This is a genomic window from Catalinimonas alkaloidigena (assembly GCF_029504655.1).
Taxonomy (GTDB): Bacteria; Bacteroidota; Bacteroidia; order Cytophagales; family Cyclobacteriaceae; genus Catalinimonas; species Catalinimonas alkaloidigena.
Map to the genome: position 1 here is coordinate 3,104,862 of NZ_JAQFIL010000001.1, position 19,314 is coordinate 3,124,175.

Genomic DNA, 19,314 nt, shown 5'->3' on the forward strand with positions numbered 1-19,314 from the left:
ATATTTCAAAATCACTATGGCAAAATCAACCTATATTTTGGTATTAATGCTAAGTCTAACGGCCTTCCATTCGGCAATCGCCCAGCGTGAGAATAGCAGTCCATCAGACTTTAACCGCGCCTTTTTATATGACCTTAGCTCACCTGTTTATGGAGAATATGAAGTAGCTGTAGGTAGTAATGAAGCTACTATCTTCCTGAAGCTTACCCAAAGAACTAATACCATCAATATCAATCGTATGCATTACGAAGTAAGAGAAAATTACGAGGCTGATGATGTAATTCGTAGTGCCGACCTTAACGAAAGCCATTTTATCAAACAGAAAGAAAATTCTTCTTACTATCGTTTTGAAATACCTGTAAGCGATGAAAGCCATTATGTATTTGTATTCATAGAAGGAGTTTCAGCGGGTGCAAATTTTAACTACCGCTATGACATTTCGCTCAATAATGATCAAAACTTTCCCTTAACGGATTTGATAGTGATGGAAGCGGAAGAGGAAATTCCTGTTTTTACCAGCTCTATCCCTAACAATGCCTCTTTTCGTGTAGTATCAGTTTATGGAGAAGATAGTCTTAACGCATACCTGTACTACTATTCTCATGAATTTCCTCCTAACCTTCCTCCAATGGCTGAGACGGGAGCTGATATTCAGAAAAGCCTTAAAATTGATACCATTTTGTCAGTACAACTTAACCAATCGCTCTCGTTTGAAAATGAGGGATTATACTTTTGTCAGTTAGACACCACTTCATTATCAGGCATTTCTTTTAGAATATCCAGTAAATATTATCCTCGTTTCGTAACTCCAGAAGCTCTGATTGCCCCCCTTCGCTATATCAGTACTTCTGAAGAGATGGAAAATTTGACAGAAAGTGATGAGGCGAAAGCAGCTTTAGATCGCTATTGGATAAAAGTGACCCGTTCACAAGAAAGGGCAAAAGATGTAATTAGAAATTACTTTCGCCAGGTGACCAATGCCAATATTCTTTTCACTACTTATAAAGAAGGTTGGAAGACTGGTCAGGGAATGGTGTACGTGCTTTTCGGCCCACCTGATGAAGTTTACAGCACTGGAGCAGAAGAAAGATGGATATATAATTCCGAAAATGATTTGATGGAAAATCTGGCTTTTACTTTTGTAAAGGTTCGTAACATTTTCACTACCCGTCATTACAACCTGTTAAGAGACGAGGAATACCGGAAATTCTGGTACAGAAATATTGACCTCTGGAGGAAAGGCAGAAAACAAATATGAGTATATCTAAAGCAGAAGTAATTTTTGGCACTCGTGCCATCATAGAAGCAATACAAGCCGGTAAAGAGCTTGAAAAGGTGTTATTACAGAAAGGGGTACGCAATGAACTATCCGGAGAACTCCTCTCTTTGTTAAAAGAAAGGCAAGTTCCTTTTTCAACTGTTCCTATTGAGAAACTCAATAAAATCACCCGTAAAAACCATCAGGGAAGCATTGCCTTTTTATCAGCCGTCATTTATGCTTCACTGGACAATATCATTAACGAAGCATATTCAAAAGGGCAGGAACCGCTATTGATTCTTTTGGACAGGGTAACCGATGTGCGAAATTTTGGTGCTATCGCACGTTCCGCTGAATGTTTAGGTGCCCATGCCCTGCTGATACCTTCAAAAGGAAGTGCCCGAATTAGTGGAGACGCGGTAAAAGCTTCTGCTGGTGCTTTGCATCATATTCCCGTATGCAGAGAAGATAATCTTAAATCAACCATAGAGTATCTTCAATCTAGCGGCATCAGGGTAGTTGCCTGTAGTGAAAAAGCTGAAACGCTTACTAATGAAGCAGATATGACGGGCCCTTTGGCGCTTCTGATTGGGTCTGAAGAAGATGGTGTTTCACCAGCTTACTTAAAAATGACCGATGCTCAGGTTAGCATCCCGATGCGAGGCAAGATCGCTTCACTGAACGTATCCGTAGCAACTTCCATATGTTTGTACGAAGTGGTCAGGCAACGTAATTCGGTAAAAAACTGACTTACAAATACTTGTCTCCTTTGTTGTTCTTCACATCGTTCATTACGCTTTTCAAAGAGATATCTTTGTCTTTGGGATAAATTAACAATACGTCTTCACTATCAGCCACAAGGTAGTTTCTTAGACCATGCACAACGATTAATTTTTTAGAATCACTCTTTACATAACAATTTTTGCTTTCCATCATCAGGGCATTGGCCTCTACCACATTTTTTTCCTCTTTGGGATCTTTCAAGTCGTATAATGACTGCCAGGAACTCACACTTGACCAATCAAAATTTCCCATGATTAAAAAAACATTATCTGCTTTCTCTAAGATAGCGGTACTTATTGATACATTTTTACATACCGAATAGGCTTTGATAATACTCTGGTCTTCATCTTCTGTAAAAAAGTAAGGCATACATTCTCGGTATACCTCTGCTACATCAGGTAAATAGAATTCAAAAGCTTCTAATATAGCATCTACATGCCAAACAAAGATTTTGGTATTCCAGGCAAAATCACCGCTTTCCAGAAAAAGTTTTGCGAGCTCTGATTGGGGTTTTTCCATAAATGATTTTACCTTCTTTACCAGCCCCACATGATCAAAATGGTATTGAATATAAGCGTATGAAGTCTCTGCCTTATGGGGTTTTATACCCATGATGAGCAATGCATTTTTATCAATTTGGGCAACCTCCACTGCTTTTCTCACATCCCGGACATAGGCTATCTCTCCAAACACGGCATGAGAAGCAGGACAGACTACAATCACTGCATTTTTGTTAAGCTTTTTTATTTTATAAGAAGCATAAGCAATACAAGGCGCTGAATTTCGCCTTACCGGCTCAGTAAGTATATTCTCCTCGGGAAAGTCCGGCAACTGATTTTTGAAAGTAGAATGGTATTCTTTAGGTACAGAGATAAAAATATTCTTTTCAGGACAAATTCCCTTACTTCTTTCATAAGTTAATTGAAGAAGTGATCGCCCATTACCAAATAAATCCAAAAATTGTTTAGGAAGATGCTTACGGCTAAAAGGCCAAAAGTTTGTACTATTACTGCTGAATAAAGTAATTAATACATAGGTATCTTCTTGCGTCATATGTCCAAATTAAAACCAAGCATAAAACTTAGCACAACAACTATTCGTAGTATTTGAATTACACAATCAAATTCGTGCATTGCAAAGCAATAATTTTATTTTTTATAATTTAATAATATAAGAACGTTTCTAAAGAATAATTTGTAGTGATTTGTGGAATTATTTTAATCCAATTTTTTTCGCTAACTTCATTAACATTTTTCACGAGATTCAATATGTTGTATTTGTGGAAGAAAAAAAATAACATTGATTAGATAATGGTGGAACAGCAAACTAACCTCAAAGTATATCTAAAAAAGTATTTTGGATATAGCCAGTTCAGAGGGAATCAAGAGCTAATTATAAGAAATATACTAAACAGAAAAAACACATTTGTAATAATGCCTACTGGAGCTGGTAAATCGCTCTGCTATCAATTACCAGCTATTATACAGGATGGAACTGCTATCGTAATTTCTCCTCTCATTGCCCTGATGAAAAATCAGGTAGATCAATTGAATGCGCTGAACATCAACGCTCAATTTTTAAATTCTACGCTTAATAAAACTGAGATCAACAGAGTAAAAAAGGAAACACTCAGTGGAGAGGTTAAGCTCTTGTATGTGGCCCCCGAATCTCTTACCAAAGAGGAAAATATTAAATTTCTACAGGAAGCCAATATTACTTTTGTGGCAGTAGATGAAGCTCATTGTATTTCTGAATGGGGCCATGATTTTCGTCCTGAATATAGACGAATAAAAACCATCATCGGACAATTAGGTGAAAACGTACCCGTAATCGCTTTAACGGCTACCGCAACGCCTAAAGTACAGCTTGATATCCAGAAAAACCTTCAGATGGAGGATGCTGATTTGTTTAAATCATCATTCAACCGGGAGAATCTGTATTATGAAGTTCGGCCAAAAAAGCAAGCCAAAAAGCAGCTTGTTCAGTTCATTAAAAAGCATAAAGGTAAGTCCGGAATCATCTACTGCCTCAGCAGAAAAAAAGTTGAAGAAATAGCTGAGTTTTTGCGAGTAAACGATATTAATGCCGCTCCCTATCATGCGGGTCTGGATCCTTCGGTCCGTATGCGTAATCAGGATGCTTTTCTGAATGAGGATCTAGATGTTATCGTAGCTACTATCGCGTTTGGAATGGGCATAGATAAGCCAGATGTACGCTTTGTTATTCATTATAATGTTCCTAAATCCTTGGAAGGATATTATCAGGAAACAGGCCGGGCAGGTCGTGACGGACTGGAAGGAAATTGCCTCATGTTCTATAGCTATAATGATATTCTAAAGCTTGAGAAATTCAATAAGGATAAGCCGGTTACTGAACGTGACAATGCCCGCATGCTACTGCATGAGATGATTGCCTATTCTGAATCTTCAGTATGTAGAAAAAGGCAGCTTCTTCACTATTTTGGTGAAATCCTGGAGAAAGATTGTGGATACTGCGATAACTGTATCAAGCCCAAAGAACAATACGAAGCGCAGTCTTATGTTGAAACAGTGCTTCAAACCGTTCAGCTTACCGATGAGCGTTTTGGCATACAGCATCTAGTAGATGTAATCAGAGGTTCAGAGAACCAGTATGTGATGAGTTATGATCACAATACACTTTCAGTATATGGTAAGGGTAAAGAGCAGGATAATTTCTTTTGGAACTCGGTAGTTCGTCAAACCTTACTCTTCGAGTATCTGGAAAAAGATATTGAAAACATTGGTTCTCTTAAGTTGACTGATAAAGGCAAAGAGTTTATCCTGAATCCACATCCGATCAAACTATCAAAAGATCATGTTTACGAAGATCTGGGTGAGGAAGAAGAGTTTGAAACCTCCGCACAAGGCGGGAACGGAGCTCAGCATAATGCTAAATCTTACGATCAGAATTTATATGATATTCTTAAGAAGCTTCGCAAAGACGTCAGCAAGAAAAAAAACGTACCTCCCTATGTAGTGTTTCAAGAGCCTTCACTGGAAGAAATGGCCACTACCTACCCTACTACCAAAGACGAACTTGCTGCCATCAATGGAGTAGGTATGGGCAAAGTCATGAAATTTGGAGGGCCTTTTATTGAAGTGATCAGTAAATATGTTGAAGAAAACGACATAGTAACCGCTGCTGATGTTGTCATTAAATCTGCTGTTAACAAATCAAAGAACAAGATTTTTATCATTCAGCAAATAGATAAAAAAGTAGATCTGGAAGAAATAGCAGATTCACGTTCAATAACAATGGATGAACTCATGGAAGAAATTGAGCTCATCTGTAACTCCGGTACAAAGCTGAATCTGGACTATTATATTGATCAGATATTAGATGAAGATCAACAGGATGAGCTTTATGACTATTTTCTAAGCGCGGATTCTGACAGTATAGATTTAGCATTAGAAGAGTTTGGTAGTGATTTTTCAGAAGAAGAATTAAGACTCATGCGCGTTAAGTTTATGTCTGAATACGCCAATTAATAATTTCACCTTACTTTCAGGAGATGGTTGCGGGTTGCAGTGCTTTTTTATTAGCTTTACGGGCTATATGCAACTCCTAACCATCTTTTTTTTATGAATGTACTCATTCTTGGCTCCGGAGGCCGTGAGCATGCGCTAGCTTGGAAAATCAGCCAAAGTCCCGAATGTGATCAATTATTCGTTGCCCCCGGCAATGCGGGTACTTTACAGGTAGCCACTAACATACCTGAGCTTGGAAAATCCTTTGATAGTCAAGGGAAACACCAGATTGGAGAGTTTATTACTAAGCATGATATTCAGTTGCTTGTAGTTGGCCCTGAAGCACCATTGGTTGCTGGAATCACTGATTATTTAAAGGAACATGAAGCTTTTAAAGAATTAGCGATTGTGGGTCCTGATATGAGAGGCGCTACCCTGGAAGGGAGTAAGGACTTTGCAAAGGAATTTATGCTCAAAAATAAAATTCCAACTGCCGCCTCCCGAACTTTTACCATAGATAATATAGAGGAAGGGCTGAAGTTCATTCAAAGCAAATCCCTTCCTATTGTACTTAAAGCAGATGGACTTGCTGCTGGCAAAGGAGTGATTATCAGCCAAACCTATGAAGATGCTCAGGCCAATTTGAAAGATATGCTTCTGAACGACAAGTTTGGAAGCGCAAGTAATAAGGTCGTTATAGAGGATTATTTAAAGGGCATTGAGCTTTCAGTCTTTGTACTTACTGATGGTAAAGACTACCTGATTCTTCCTGAAGCAAAGGATTATAAAAGAATAGGAGAAAACGATACTGGACCGAATACCGGAGGTATGGGCGCAGTAAGCCCAGTACCTTTTGCTGATGAAAATTTTCTTAAAAAAGTAGAAGAACGTATAGTTAAACCTACAATAAAAGGATTACAAGCAGCGCATATTGACTATCGGGGATTTCTCTTTATAGGTCTGATGAACGTCAATGGAGATCCTTTCGTGATAGAATATAATGTGCGTATGGGTGACCCTGAGACTCAGGTAGTTGTACCTCGTATTGAAAATGACATTCTCCCCATACTTTTCGCCACTGCAAACCAACGTCTAGCATCTGAGCGTCTCAAAATATCTAAAGAGATTGCTTCTACCGTGGTTATGGTAGCAGAGGGTTATCCTGATGCTTATCAAAAAGGAAAAGAAATCACCGGTATTACTGACGTATCTGAGGCACTAGTCTTCCATGCCGGTACTCGTGATGAAAATGAAAAAGTATTGACCAATGGGGGGAGAGTATTGGCAGTAACTGGTACTGGTAAGAACATACAAGAAGCTTTAGATAAAAGCTATAGTTCCGTTCAAAAAATTGTGTGGGATGGCTATTACTACCGAAAAGATATAGGTCAGGACTTGCTGACACTTTAAATGAAACCTTACCTTCTGCTACCTTACGCCTGACTTGCATGAAGAATGACAACGTTCAGGCTTTTTTTATTTTTTATTGCTAATCCGGTTAGACTTAATTTGATTGTAAAGTAATTTTTACTTAATATCTTCGCTATTCTATTTAAGCTCAAAGTTCTAATTATACTTTTTTATTAAGTAAGAATACATTGAGCTTGAATCATTTTTTTACAAGCGAAGAAGTGGTTAGTATCATAAGGATGCCTACTACTTCTGATAAATATATAGATTAAATTATGGGATGCAGCACTTGTAGCTCAGGTAATGGCGCAAGCGTCGGCGGTTGTCAAAACAACGGTGGATGTGGAACCGGAGCCTGCAATAAAATGAATGTGTTTGACTGGTTGTCAAATATGGACCTACCCGGTAATAACACATTTGATATAGTTGAGGTTAAATTTAAAGGCGGAAGAAAAGAGTTTTTTAGAAATACAGATGATTTAGAATTAGTCACAGGTGATCCGGTAGTGGTTGATGTACCTAATGGGCATCACATTGGCTATGTATCTTTGCAGGGAGAACTTGTGAGACTGCAAATGCAGAAAAAAAAGATCGCCAATAATGATGATATCCGAAAAGTTTACAGAGTAGCCAATGAAAAAGACATGGAAGCCTTCCACAAAGTGCTTAACCGTGAGATGCCTACTCTGTATCGTACACGCAAAATAATTGAGGAGTTAAAACTAACAATGAAACTCTCTGATGTAGAGTACCAGGCTGATAACAATAAAGCTACTTTCTATTATTCCGCTGACAGCCGTGTTGACTTTCGTGAACTAATCAAGATTCTGGCTGGTGAGTTTAAGATACGTGTTGAAATGAGGCAGATCAGCCTGAGACAAGAAGCGGGAAGACTTGGAGGTATAGGCTCGTGCGGAAGAGAACTTTGCTGTTCTACCTGGTTAAGTGATTTTAAGAGCGTCTCTACATCTGCCGCTCGTTATCAAAATTTATCGCTCAATCCCAGCAAACTTTCAGGCCAGTGTGGAAGGTTAAAATGCTGCCTGAATTATGAGCTTGAGACATATATGACAGCCCTAGAGGATATTCCTGAATTAGATGCTCCGCTTCAAACTAAAGCCGGTCCTGCTACACTTCAGAAGACTGATATCTTCAGAAAAATCATGTGGTTCAGTTATGAAAAAGAAAATTCCTGGATACCACTCAAAGTAAACAGAGTAAAAGAGATATTGGAGTTAAACAGGAAGAAAATTTCCCCAGATACACTTCAGGATAATGCGGTTTCTACCCAAAGCGAGCAAGATGTATTGAATAATGATCTGGTTAAAATGGATAAAAAATACCAGAACCAGAAGAAGAAGCGGAAAAAGAAGAAGTCAGGCAAGAGAAAGAACAGAAACAGAAAAAATGATTAAAAAAACTTACGCATCCTGGGAGATTGTCTGTCAGGATGCATTTTTTTTTTAGTTTTGAATCATCATTTGTCCCTAAGAAATTTTCCTATTGAAAGCGCTTAAACCACAAGTTCAAATACTCCCGATCGTAATTCTATTACTTTTTTCTGCTTGTGATAGCAATCGGCTATTTGAAGAAAACTACAACTTTGCAAATAAACAGTGGAATGTAGACACAGTACCATCATTTCGCTTTGAAATTAGCAATCCGGATGAAGAGTATAATATCTACTGGAATGTTAGAAATACGATAAGTTATCCCTACCGCAACTTATATCTTACGTATTACCTTGAAGATACTTTGGGCAGAACTATTTCAACTGATCTTCATAATATGTTACTTTTTGATCCCAAAACGGGGAAACCCTATGGTAGCGGAAGCGGAGACATATTTTCTCATCAAATCATGGCAATGCCAGAATATGAATTTGATAGCGCTGGCGTTTACCAAATAAGACTTGAGCAATACATGCGTACCGATACTATAAAAGACTTACTATCAATAGGAGTCAGAGTAGAAAAAGTGGAATAAACCAAAATATCTTTTCCCAAATTATACTTGATAAATTATCGCTTTAGCTCAAACTATTGTGAAACAGACTTTCTGAAACCCAGCTCTTCTAGCAGCTGCTCATTATCCTTTAAGGCGAGGAAGGCGGCATCACGATAATGATGCATCCATTGCTCCAATTCGTTAAAAGCCAGGTTCTTTTGGTCCAAATTATTAAGCGTATTATCCTTGACAGACATTTCTTTATTTCTGTTTTCCAATAAGGCTTGAACTTCCGTTTTCATTTGGAGAACTTCTTCTTTTGTAAGTCCATACACATCAACCTCTCTTTCAAATAATATAGTATAAAATTTATTAGCTCTATCTAACCAATGTTCGCTCAGCCCACTGATTTCTGAAAGCATAAGCGACTGATTCATCTCTGGATTTCCATGAAAGGTTAGGCGAGCAAGTTGTAAGTGTTTGGTATAAGCTTGTTGCGTTACTTCATAATGTTTGCTGGGTTTTTGAGAGATACTCTCATCCCATTTATCGTTTGAAAGCATCTGCATGATTGTAGCTTTCTCATTTAAAGCTTTTCCTTCCTTTAATTTTGACAAATCATACCCTACTTTTTTCAACTTTTCAAGAATTGCTTTTTTCTTCATTGCGGTTTCTATCGCTAATCGTGATGAAGAAAGAAAGTATACAATGGGGTGCTTCATAGAATATATTTTTTCAATTGCAGCAAATGTACTTTCAATCTTTCAGGCGGGTTTATATAAAGCAGTAACAAAGGCACATATGTGTGAAATTTTAAAAATGCATCAATAGCTAAAAAACGATATGATATAGAGATACAGATTGATAAATTTAATGTCTGATTAAGCTTGATTTCTTTACTTTACTGCTGCTACCATTTGAAGTAGATATACCGATAATTAAAGAAAAAATAACTAATATAACACAGAAAAATACCTACCTGAATAAGTAATAATAATCATAAAAAAATCGTAATTAGCCCTTTTAATAGCACTTTATTTACCTTAATTTTAAGAGTGATTTACACATAATCACATCTATTTTTTTAACAATAATTATATTACTTTTTAATTTTAAAGCACATGTCTGAAAACCAAAATGTCGGGAAAGGTGGAGAAATTCATCAAACCACAAATGATAAAAACCGCATATTAACTACACAACAGGGTATCCCGGTATCTGATGATCAAAATTCCTTAAAAGTAGGAAGCAGAGGCCCAACTGCACTGGAAGACTTCCACTTTCGTGAAAAAATATTCCACTTTGACCACGAACGTATTCCTGAAAGAGTAGTACATGCCCGTGGTTTTGGAGCTCATGGTTTTTTTGAGCTTTATGATTCATTGGCCGAATATTCTAAAGCAGATATTTTCCAGCGTAAAGGAGAGAAAACTCCCGCATTTGTTCGCTTTTCTACTGTTGCAGGGAACAAAGGATCATTTGACCTGGCCAGAGATGTACGAGGGTTCGCAGTAAAACTATACACCCAGGAAGGCAACTGGGACATTGTGGGTAACAACATTCCTGTTTTCTTTATTCAGGATGCTATAAAATTTCCCGACCTGATTCATTCAGCCAAACCTGAGCCGGACCGTGGCTTTCCTCAGGCGCAAACTGCCCATGACAACTTCTGGGACTTTGTCTCATTAATGCCTGAGAGTATGCACATGATCATGTGGATCATGTCGGATCGTGCCATCCCCCGTTCCTTTAGATTTATGGAAGGCTTCGGCGTTCATACTTTCCGATTGGTAAATGCTGAAGGGAAATCTACATATGTGAAATTTCATTGGAAACCAAAACAGGGTTTACAATCCGTAGTATGGAATGAAGCTGTTAAAATTAATGGTGCCGACCCTGATTTCCACCGTCGTGACCTATGGGATGCTATTCAGAGCGGAGATTATCCTGAATGGGAATTAGGTATGCAGCTATTTGATGATGACTACGCTGATAAGTTTGATTTTGATATATTGGATGCCACTAAAATCATTCCTGAAGAAGAAGTACCGGTTCGTCCTGTAGGAAGGCTGGTCCTTGATCGTGTGGTGGATAATTTCTTCGCGGAAACCGAGCAGGTTGCGTTTTGCACGCAAAATATTGTGCCTGGCGTAGACTTCACCAATGATCCATTGCTACAGGGACGTAATTTCTCTTACCTGGATACTCAACTAAAGCGTTTAGGAGGCCCTAACTTTACACATATCCCTATCAATGCTCCTAAATGTCCTTTTATGAACTTCCAGCAAGATGGTCATATGGCAATGACAAATCCTAAAGGCAGGGCAAATTATGAACCGAATTCCTGGGGCAGTGAAGGAGGGCCTCGTGAATCTTCTGAAATGGGGTACCATTCTTATCCCAGTAAAGAAAATGGTGTCAAAGAAAGGGTAAGATCAGAAAGTTTTGCTGACCATTATAGTCAGGCAAGACAATTCTACATTAGTCAAACCCCTGTTGAGCAGAATCATATGGCTGATGCTCTGGTTTTTGAGCTGAGTAAAGTAGATAAAATAGAAGTAAGGGAAAGAGTTGTATCTCATTTGTTAAATATTGACAATAGCCTTGCTGAAAAAGTAGCTAAAGGTTTGCGCATCAAAGAGATGCCAAAACCTGTTGAAGCTGCCAGACCTACTAAAATGGATTTAAAAGAATCACCAGCACTAAGCATTTTAAAGAATACACCCAAGAGCTTTAAAGGCCGCAAGATTGGGGTATTCCTTTCTGATGGTGCAGATATTAATATTTATAAAGCCCTGAAAGATGAAGTTGAAAAAGAAGGGGCTATGCTAGAAGTAGTAGCGCCAATGGTCGGAGGAGTTGAAGCCAGCGATGGCAGTTGGATTAAGGCTAAGCAAAAAATAGATGGAGGGCCCTCTGTACTTTATGACGCAGTTGTCATTTTACTTTCTGATGAAGAAGTAAAAACTCTACAACAAGAATCTACTGCCAGAGATTTTGTTGCTGATGCTTTTGCGCATATGAAATTCATTGGCTACACTTCCTCAGCGATGCCATTACTAGAAAAAGCCGGGATAGCTGAAAACCTGGATGAAGGTTGTATAAGCCTGGATAATCCGAATGTTGCTTCAGATTTCATTTTGGCCTGTCGTAAAATAAGATTCTGGGATAGAGAAAGTAAGGTAAATGCTGTATAAATAATAAAAAAAGCATGGGTTGATTTAATGCCCATGCTTATCTTTTTAGATACTCTTATCTCAGTTTACAATTCAGCAACCATAATATTACGGAATTCAATATCCATGTCTCTGTTGGGATGTAGTTGTAAACCAATCTGACCTTTTTCAGGTACATTTTCTGAAGTGTAGTTCATCACTTCCTCTCCATTGAGCCAAACTGTATACTTATTCCCTACTGCTTTTACCTTCATCGTATTCCAGTCATCCATTTTTAGTAAACTTTTCACACCTTCAGCTTCCACAGGGTAGCCTTTTCCGGGTATATATGGAGAAGCAGTCATATCTCTTTTTAATGAGCCCGATTCCCCTATTTGGATTTGCTGATCTTCTGAGCGGATAAAAATTCCCGAATCTACTGTACCTTCACCCATTTTAAAATCGGCCTGAACGATAAAGTCTCCATATTCCTTCTTGGTCCATAGAATTGATCCTTTCTTGTCCGGGCCACTTTTAGCAGTAAGTATACCATCAACTGCGCTCCACCAAATGTTATTTTCAGGAATTACCCAGCCTTTGAGATTTTTCCCGTTAAATATTTTTTTCATCTTCGGTTCCTTGGCAGGTACCATCGCCAAGATCATACTGAGTACAAATACCCCTAGCAATTTAGTTCTCATGTTGTTGTGTTTAGTTTTATTATTGGTTCACTTTTAGAATAAGCAGTTTACTGAAAATTATTCTTTATTACATCACAGTATCAAGGTATTTGTAAGGATAACTATGGTATATTCACCTGTTCACTGCTTTGTAAATAGGCTATCAGATCTATTACCTCCTTATCGGTTAAGGTCTCAAACAGACCAGATGGCATCATAGAATTTGGAGTAGTTTCTCTGGACTGAATTTCTGACTTATTGATTTGAACTGCCTCCTGTCCTACTACCCTTAGTGTAAGCTGTCGCTCATTTTCAGCAGCTATATTTCCGGTGTACGTTCTCCCATCGCGGGTGGTCACCACTACCATTTTGTAATCATCCTGAATTTCCCCGCTGGGATTCAAAACATTGCTGAGTAGGTAATCAAGGTTAGTCCGATTTGAACCCGTAATGTCCGGACCTAAGTTACCACCCTCATCGTACATTTTGTGGCAAGGAGCGCAAGTACGCTGAAATAATACTCTCCCATTTGCCAGATTGGCATTGGTCAATGCTTGATTAGAAAGTAGAGCCTGATACTTATCATATGATTCACTCAGATTAGCATTTAACGCATCAATAGGCCCCCAAACTTCTACAAATCCGCTCCCTACCACCCGGCGTAGTTGCCGGACGACATAAGCAGGTATATCTGACTTTGGAATATTATTTTCTTTTATGGCCTGAGTCAACATCCATCCGTATGCGGGGCGAGATGCTAATGCCTGCACAACTTCTAACTGTTGCACTTTGCTATAATCATCATACTGCTTTAGCAGTAATTTTCCCAAAGGTACATGGTCATACTCAGCTATAGCCCGGATCGCATCTGCTCTAAGGTTTTCATCATTCAGTAGTGAGGGTAGTTCAATGATTAATTCTTCCCTTTGCTGACGGGCGAGATTGTTTAGTGCACTTCGCTTTTGCTCAATCGGGGCATTACTGTTTTTTAGGGTGGCCAGATATTGTTGAGCAGCTTCAGTATCTCCAAACTGCTGGGCAATTTCCAAAGCCAATTGCTTTACCTCCTGTTTAGGAGATGCTTGCAGTTCAGCGTAGACCGACTTCCAGTTCACGGGGGCTGACAAGTCTACTCTTCCTTCCAATCCATCACGCATCCCTGCCAGTAAATCAAGCCTTGATTCCGGAGCCTCACCAATTTTCACGATAAGCGGCTCAATGACATCGGCATCTACTGCTCTTCGGGCTATAAATTGTGACAGCATTGGAATATTACTTTTACTGGCCATATCCAGTGCAAGTTCAGGATTTAGTTCAACCAGTGGCTCAATACCATACCAGATCATTTTGGGTAAATTATGGTCTTCGGCATCCTCTGCATGTAGTGTCAATGCTTCAGCAATTTCCCATCGCCCTTCAAATTTTATTCTTTGCAGTGCTGAGGCCAGATAAAGCCTTACCACAGGAGATGGATCCTTAATCGCCATTTGTTTAAACTTATCTAAAGCTTTTAAAGAAGGAGATTTATCTTCACAAAGCAGTTGTATAGCCCAGCCCCGTATATATTCGTCATTATCATTCAATGCTTCAATGAGTTGTTCACCGGTAAATCCTCCTGTGACATGCAATCCCCACATGCTCCGGAGGCGATGGTCAGGGTTTGCGTTTTGTAGAAAAAGCTGGCGAAGTTGTCCATGGGTTTGTTCATCCAGCGCATCTTTACTAGCTCTGTTTTGTAAAATTACCCTTGCTCTTCTCGCATGCCAATTGCTTTTGCTGGTCTGAAGCTTGACTAATTCAGCATCCGTCATTTTTGTTAAATCATCATATCTTCCCTTCCATTGTTCTGCCTGTGAGTTTTCAGGAGAAATCTTAAAAATCCTACCTGTCTTACTATTGAGCACCTCCTGTCCGCAAATATCCGCATCGTGCCAGTCTAGCACGTATAATGCGCCTTCGGGTCCTACTTCCATGCTGAAACCCACCCACTGCGCATTATTAGCCATCAGAAAATCATCTCCATGATGAGCAGTGAAGCCTGAACCTTTACGCTCCAGCACATCTGAAAGAACAGCATGCTCATGAATATTAGCCATAAAAATTCTGCCCTGGTGTTCATCCGGAAAAGCATCTGACTGATATATTCTAGCCCCGCCATGGGCTGAGCGGTGACGATGATCGGCAATTGTCTTGATGTCATTATAAACGAAGGGATTAAAATGTTGTCCTCCCTGACGATGATAAATCCCTCCCGGAATAACATGCCACATATGCGGAATCACACAAGCACTGATGAATAATTGTCCTTTAGCATCATAGTCTATGCCCCAGGGATTGCTGAACCCATGCGCCACTACTTCAAAGCGATCTTTGGTAGGATGGTATCTCCAAACGCCTCCGTTGATATCAGTTCCTATTCCTTCCAGCAAATCCTCAGGGAAGGGGTCATTGTGTTTATATAATTTCCCTTTTCCTACAGGCTTTCTGACTTTGGAAGGTGTAGCAAAGCCCTGTAAACCATACAGCCAGCCATCCGGTCCCCAGTGCAGACTGTTTAAGGTTTCATGCCGGTCGCGGATTCCCCAGCCGGTAAGACGCACTTCTATGTCCTCCATATCAGCTTTGTCGTCACCATCCCGATCGGGCACGAAGAGTAAATTGGGTGGTGCTCCAAGAAAAAGACCGTCAAAACCAACTGCCAGCGCAGCGGGGAAAGCAATTCCCTCCAGAAATACTTTGCGTGTATCTGCCTTACCATCCTGATCGGTATCTTCCAGAATCAGAATACGGCTGTCACCGGAATTGGAGAATCCGCTTCCCCTGGATTCATAATCCAGGTTTTCAGCAACCCAGAGCCTCCCTTTGTCATCCCAGCAGAAAGCCATCGGTTGCGACATCATAGGCTCAGAAGCCCATACATTGGCCTTAAAACCATCTTGTACTGTCATGCTCTTGACTGCCTCATCCGGTGTGAGAAATTTAGCTTCTCTTCCCTCCTTCTGAGCAATTTTCCAAAGCGAAGCTGTTGAATACATGGATTGCCCGCCCTGGTATTCTTCCCACAGATTGGTAAGTTCCACATCATTGAGATCACCAGTGTAGACCACTATTTGGTGATGAATCACTTCGGTTTCACCTTCCTCAATGGTCCAATCTCCCATACGAGCACGTGCTGGCCCCACGCCAAATTGTCCGTCTACCCGCCAGGTCTGGGGAAAACCTTCATTCTCAGGATGATCAAAAATGGCAATGTGGGCAAAATCTTCACGCCCTTCTACCTGCATTCCTACATCCAGCCACATGGCCCTTTGCCCTTCTGCTTTTTCATCCCGCTGACGTGCGGCGTTTATTACCTCAGCCGGCATACCTTCTTCCCAGGGCATGCGAAGAAATAACCCGCCATAATCATATTCACCAATTGTAATAGCCTTGAGAGCTTTTCCTTTCCATTCCAGCTCCAGCAGATACTTATCATCTTTTGCTCGCATGCTCCAGTTTTGCGTCTCTTCCATAACAGCCTCCCCTTTTTCATCCAACAGATGATATATCGTTTGCCACTCCACTTCTTCTCCTTCAGATGTCATAACTTCAGCAGACACTCTCTGCCAGTATTCACTTTCAGGATGATGAAAATAATCTCTACCATTTACCCTGGTAAATCCCCAATATAAGCCTGTTTGGTGTTTATGATGGCCCGGGCTGTATTCAGTCAAAATACTTTTTCCATCAGGAGATTTGATGGGATGCAGGTAGGGGCGAAAATCTTCTTTAGCGTTCTGTACTAAAATAGGTTCTGAACCCTTCTTAGGAAATACGGAAATTGATGCTTCATTTTGCTCAATCCTAAGCTCACCAAGCTGCTGAATCATTGTTTGGTTTTCCCTGGAATTTGAGGATTGCTTACTACAGCTAAGGCAAACTATTGCCAGTAAAAAGGTTGTTGTGATAGTTTTGATCATGGTGATTGTCTGGTAAATCAGTAGGCTAACAACTAAGATAATTTTTTACTGCTGATTTGAAAAAGTTTAACCTGTGAATGGCTTAGCACCAGTATATTATTTTATTATTTAAGATTTTGTAAATAACATAAAGCGAAAATTTACGTATATTAAAGCGACAAATTTAATGACCTATGCAAGTAGCCCAAATACTAGGAGAAGAATATCACGAACCGCTGGACCTGATTCATCTGGCAAGAGAAGGCGTGTCCAAAACCGCTATGCTGCAAGTGCAAAGACTTATGGAGCTTTCACAAAAGGAAATGGCTAAGCTGTTGCACCTCACCCCTCGTACCCTTCAGAGAATGAAAGATGAAGATAAACTTCCTCCGTCAGCTTCCGGGCAGCTTTTAGAGCTGGCAAGAGTATACAGCAGTGCAGTTGAGGCCCTGGGAGATACTTCCTTGGTAAGACAATGGCTTCGCACTCCCATTCGTGCTTTGAATGATGAAATTCCTATCCACCTTTTAGATACTCCGGTGGGAATACAATGGGTAAACACTATACTCGGCAGGGCAACTTATGGTGTCTATTCCTGATGCTGGTGTTTAGACTTGTGCGACAGGCCTATGCGCGGCAATTGGATGGAAAAGGTGCGGCTTTGTTTGGTGGAAGGTGGAACTCGGTCGGCAGACCATTACTCTATACAGCGGAGCATAGGTCGCTGGCAGTACTTGAGTATAGAGTTAACAACCCTTTACCGCTCAAAGACCTGATCATGGTTACACTGGAAGCTCCTGAACATGCTATCAAAACTGTTAATACGCAAGATCTAAATTCACATTGGCGAGCATATGCCCCTGAAAATGAGTGTGCGGCAATTGGAGATCAGTGGTTGGAAAGTCAGGAATCATTGATGCTAAGAGTACCGTCAGCGATAGTACCTCAGGAAAATAATGTGTTGATCAATCCCCTGCACAACAGTATGAGAGAAGTTAAAATTTTAGATGCTACACCTTTTCTTATTGATCACAGATTGTATGGGCGGTAAACAGCGCTTATATTCAGGTCATAATTTGAAATACTTTACCAACAACAAGCTAAATTTACTCCATGAAAAAAGGCCCTTTCCTATTAATTTGCTTCATTCTCATTGCATTTGAAACCTCACAGGCACAGACCAAAAGTCTTTTTAACGGTGAAAATTTAGATGGATGGCATGTAGATGTTCCTGAAATGGATAAAAACCCTGATGCCATAAACCCATTTATTGTAAGGAATGGTATGCTTGTCAGCTTAGGTACTCCTGCTGGACACCTGATTACAGATGAAGAACATAAGGATTACAGGCTGGAGGTAGAATACCGTTTTGCAGACGAGCCGGGTAATTGTGGGGTATTGGTTCACGCTTCTACGCCAAGAGCTTTGTACGAAATGTTTCCCAAATCCATTGAAGTACAGATGATGCACGAAAACGCTGGTGATTTCTGGTGCATCGTAGAAGACATCAAAGTCCCTGACATGGTGAAACGTAGAGGACCAAAGAAAGACTGGGGCATTACCGAAGGAAAAGGCAGAAGAATATTGAACCTAACTGATGGAACCGAAAAGCCACTGGGAAATTGGAATAGCATGCGGATTGAGTGTTTCAACGATGAGGTGAAAGTCTGGCTCAATGGTGAGCTGGTCAATCATGGCTACGACTGTACTGCCAGTTCAGGACAAATCGCATTACAGGCAGAAGGCGCGGAAGTAGAATTCAGGAAAGTAGCAATAACACCTATCTCGGGATTAAGCGAATGATTTTTATATTCTCATAAGGATATGTTAAAAAACTGTGCTTCCATCACTCAGCTTTGATTTTGTGCTATCATCTGAAAACCAAAATACGCTTCAAGTTTCTGTTGAAAATCCTGTTCATCTTTCACCTCTATTTCAGTTCGCTTATTATCTTCGGTAATGATCAAGTGATTGGGTGTAAGAGTTATTCTTCCGTTTGACTTGGCGATGGAACATAGTTTCTTCTGATACAAAGGAGATTGTTCTGATGTCTGATGAAATGTGCACATTTCCTGAAAATCTGAAAGTTTTCTAGGCTTCATGGTAAATTTATACATGGGAGTAAATGTCTCACCATCGTCAAAAGAGCGATTAAGTGAAATTTCCGTATCATTGATCCTTTGCATGCAGTAAATAACCCCATCCAGCTTTTGGGGCTTCTCAAATTCTAACTTTAGCGGCTCAGGAAAGCTGCTTCCAAAGCCCACATCTACCAACCATTGCTCATGCTTATATTCTACAACAAGCGCCACATGAGCAAAGTATGGCCCAAAATTCTGCAACGGCTGAATGTAAACGCTACAAGCGATAAAGTAAGTCTCAAAGCCTAATGTTTGTAAGACTTCGTAAAACAGACCGTTTAATTCATAGCAGAATCCACCACGTTTACGATCCACGATTTTAGCATAAAACTTATCATGATCCAGTGAAATCCACTGCTTGTAGTGTATATCCAGATTTTCAAAAGGTATGTGAGAAACATGCGCCCTGTGCAGCTTACTGAGCGTAGCAAGCGTAGCGTCTAAAGCTCCGTCATATTTAATACGATGCAGATATTTTTGTAAGTCCATGCTTGTTAAACTTTAGTATTGAAGA

The 19,314-nt window shown here is 39.9% G+C and carries 15 protein-coding genes; 10 read left to right on the plus strand and 5 right to left on the minus strand.

Annotated elements, in window-relative coordinates:
- Positions 1 to 16 precede the first annotated feature (16 nt).
- Both OKW21_RS12725 and rlmB read left to right on the plus strand, forming a co-directional pair.
- Complete coding sequence (locus tag OKW21_RS12725; RefSeq protein WP_277479904.1) at positions 17 to 1,258, plus strand: GWxTD domain-containing protein; 1,242 nt, start codon at positions 17 to 19, stop codon at positions 1,256 to 1,258.
- Entirely contained in the window at positions 1,255 to 2,007 is a 753-nt protein-coding gene (gene rlmB / locus OKW21_RS12730; protein WP_277479906.1) for a 23S rRNA (guanosine(2251)-2'-O)-methyltransferase RlmB, read from the plus strand. Before OKW21_RS12725 ends, rlmB begins: the two co-directional genes overlap by 4 nt.
- A 1-nt stretch (position 2,008) precedes the next feature.
- On the opposite strand, the gene OKW21_RS12735 is transcribed toward rlmB, so the two are convergent.
- Positions 2,009 to 3,094, minus strand: a complete 1,086-nt coding sequence (locus tag OKW21_RS12735) for a mannose-1-phosphate guanylyltransferase (RefSeq protein WP_277479907.1) — start codon at positions 3,092 to 3,094, stop codon at positions 2,009 to 2,011.
- 257 nt (positions 3,095 to 3,351) lie between these two features.
- On the opposite strand from OKW21_RS12735, the gene recQ reads away from it, so the two are divergent.
- From recQ to OKW21_RS12755, 4 genes are all read left to right on the plus strand, one after another.
- Positions 3,352 to 5,550 carry a DNA helicase RecQ gene (recQ, locus tag OKW21_RS12740; RefSeq protein WP_277479908.1) on the plus strand — a complete coding sequence of 733 codons (2,199 nt, stop codon included), beginning with the start codon at positions 3,352 to 3,354 and terminating at the stop codon, positions 5,548 to 5,550.
- Between the two features lie 93 nt (positions 5,551 to 5,643).
- On the plus strand, positions 5,644 to 6,939 hold the full coding sequence (purD, locus tag OKW21_RS12745) for a phosphoribosylamine--glycine ligase (RefSeq protein ID WP_277479909.1): 1,296 nt from the start codon (positions 5,644 to 5,646) through the stop codon (positions 6,937 to 6,939).
- 275 nt (positions 6,940 to 7,214) lie between these two features.
- On the plus strand, positions 7,215 to 8,354 hold the full coding sequence (locus OKW21_RS12750; protein WP_277479911.1) for a PSP1 domain-containing protein: 1,140 nt from the start codon (positions 7,215 to 7,217) through the stop codon (positions 8,352 to 8,354).
- Positions 8,355 to 8,442: 88 nt separating this feature from the next.
- Entirely contained in the window at positions 8,443 to 8,925 is a 483-nt protein-coding gene (locus tag OKW21_RS12755) for a gliding motility lipoprotein GldH (protein WP_277479913.1), read from the plus strand.
- A gap of 53 nt (positions 8,926 to 8,978) precedes the next feature.
- Here the strand turns inward: OKW21_RS12755 and OKW21_RS12760 are convergent, their stop codons facing one another.
- On the minus strand, positions 8,979 to 9,608 hold the full coding sequence (locus OKW21_RS12760) for a PQLLE family protein (protein WP_277479914.1): 630 nt from the start codon (positions 9,606 to 9,608) through the stop codon (positions 8,979 to 8,981).
- Between the two features lie 399 nt (positions 9,609 to 10,007).
- Between OKW21_RS12760 and katE the strand changes: the two genes are divergently transcribed.
- Positions 10,008 to 12,083 carry a catalase gene (gene katE, locus OKW21_RS12765; RefSeq protein WP_277479915.1) on the plus strand — a complete coding sequence of 692 codons (2,076 nt, stop codon included), beginning with the start codon at positions 10,008 to 10,010 and terminating at the stop codon, positions 12,081 to 12,083.
- A 65-nt stretch (positions 12,084 to 12,148) separates the two neighbouring features.
- On the opposite strand, the gene OKW21_RS12770 is transcribed toward katE, so the two are convergent.
- Together OKW21_RS12770 and OKW21_RS12775 are read right to left on the minus strand one after the other, a co-directional pair.
- Positions 12,149 to 12,742, minus strand: a complete 594-nt coding sequence (locus OKW21_RS12770; protein WP_277479916.1) for a 3-keto-disaccharide hydrolase — start codon at positions 12,740 to 12,742, stop codon at positions 12,149 to 12,151.
- Between the two features lie 101 nt (positions 12,743 to 12,843).
- Positions 12,844 to 16,590, minus strand: coding sequence for a PVC-type heme-binding CxxCH protein (locus OKW21_RS12775; RefSeq protein WP_277479917.1), 3,747 nt, complete (start codon positions 16,588 to 16,590; stop codon positions 12,844 to 12,846).
- Positions 16,591 to 16,853: 263 nt separating this feature from the next.
- Between OKW21_RS12775 and parS the strand changes: the two genes are divergently transcribed.
- From parS to OKW21_RS12790, 3 genes are all read left to right on the plus strand, one after another.
- On the plus strand, positions 16,854 to 17,258 hold the full coding sequence (gene parS / locus OKW21_RS12780) for a type II RES/Xre toxin-antitoxin system antitoxin (protein WP_277479918.1): 405 nt from the start codon (positions 16,854 to 16,856) through the stop codon (positions 17,256 to 17,258).
- Positions 17,210 to 17,710, plus strand: a complete 501-nt coding sequence (locus OKW21_RS12785) for an RES family NAD+ phosphorylase (protein WP_277479919.1) — start codon at positions 17,210 to 17,212, stop codon at positions 17,708 to 17,710. The genes parS and OKW21_RS12785 overlap by 49 nt, the downstream gene beginning before the upstream one ends.
- A gap of 62 nt (positions 17,711 to 17,772) precedes the next feature.
- Positions 17,773 to 18,462, plus strand: coding sequence for a 3-keto-disaccharide hydrolase (locus tag OKW21_RS12790; protein WP_277479920.1), 690 nt, complete (start codon positions 17,773 to 17,775; stop codon positions 18,460 to 18,462).
- Between the two features lie 47 nt (positions 18,463 to 18,509).
- Here the strand turns inward: OKW21_RS12790 and OKW21_RS12795 are convergent, their stop codons facing one another.
- Positions 18,510 to 19,289: an arylamine N-acetyltransferase family protein gene (locus OKW21_RS12795; protein WP_277479921.1), complete on the minus strand. Its 780-nt coding sequence runs from the start codon at positions 19,287 to 19,289 to the stop codon at positions 18,510 to 18,512.
- Positions 19,290 to 19,314: the final 25 nt, after the last annotated feature.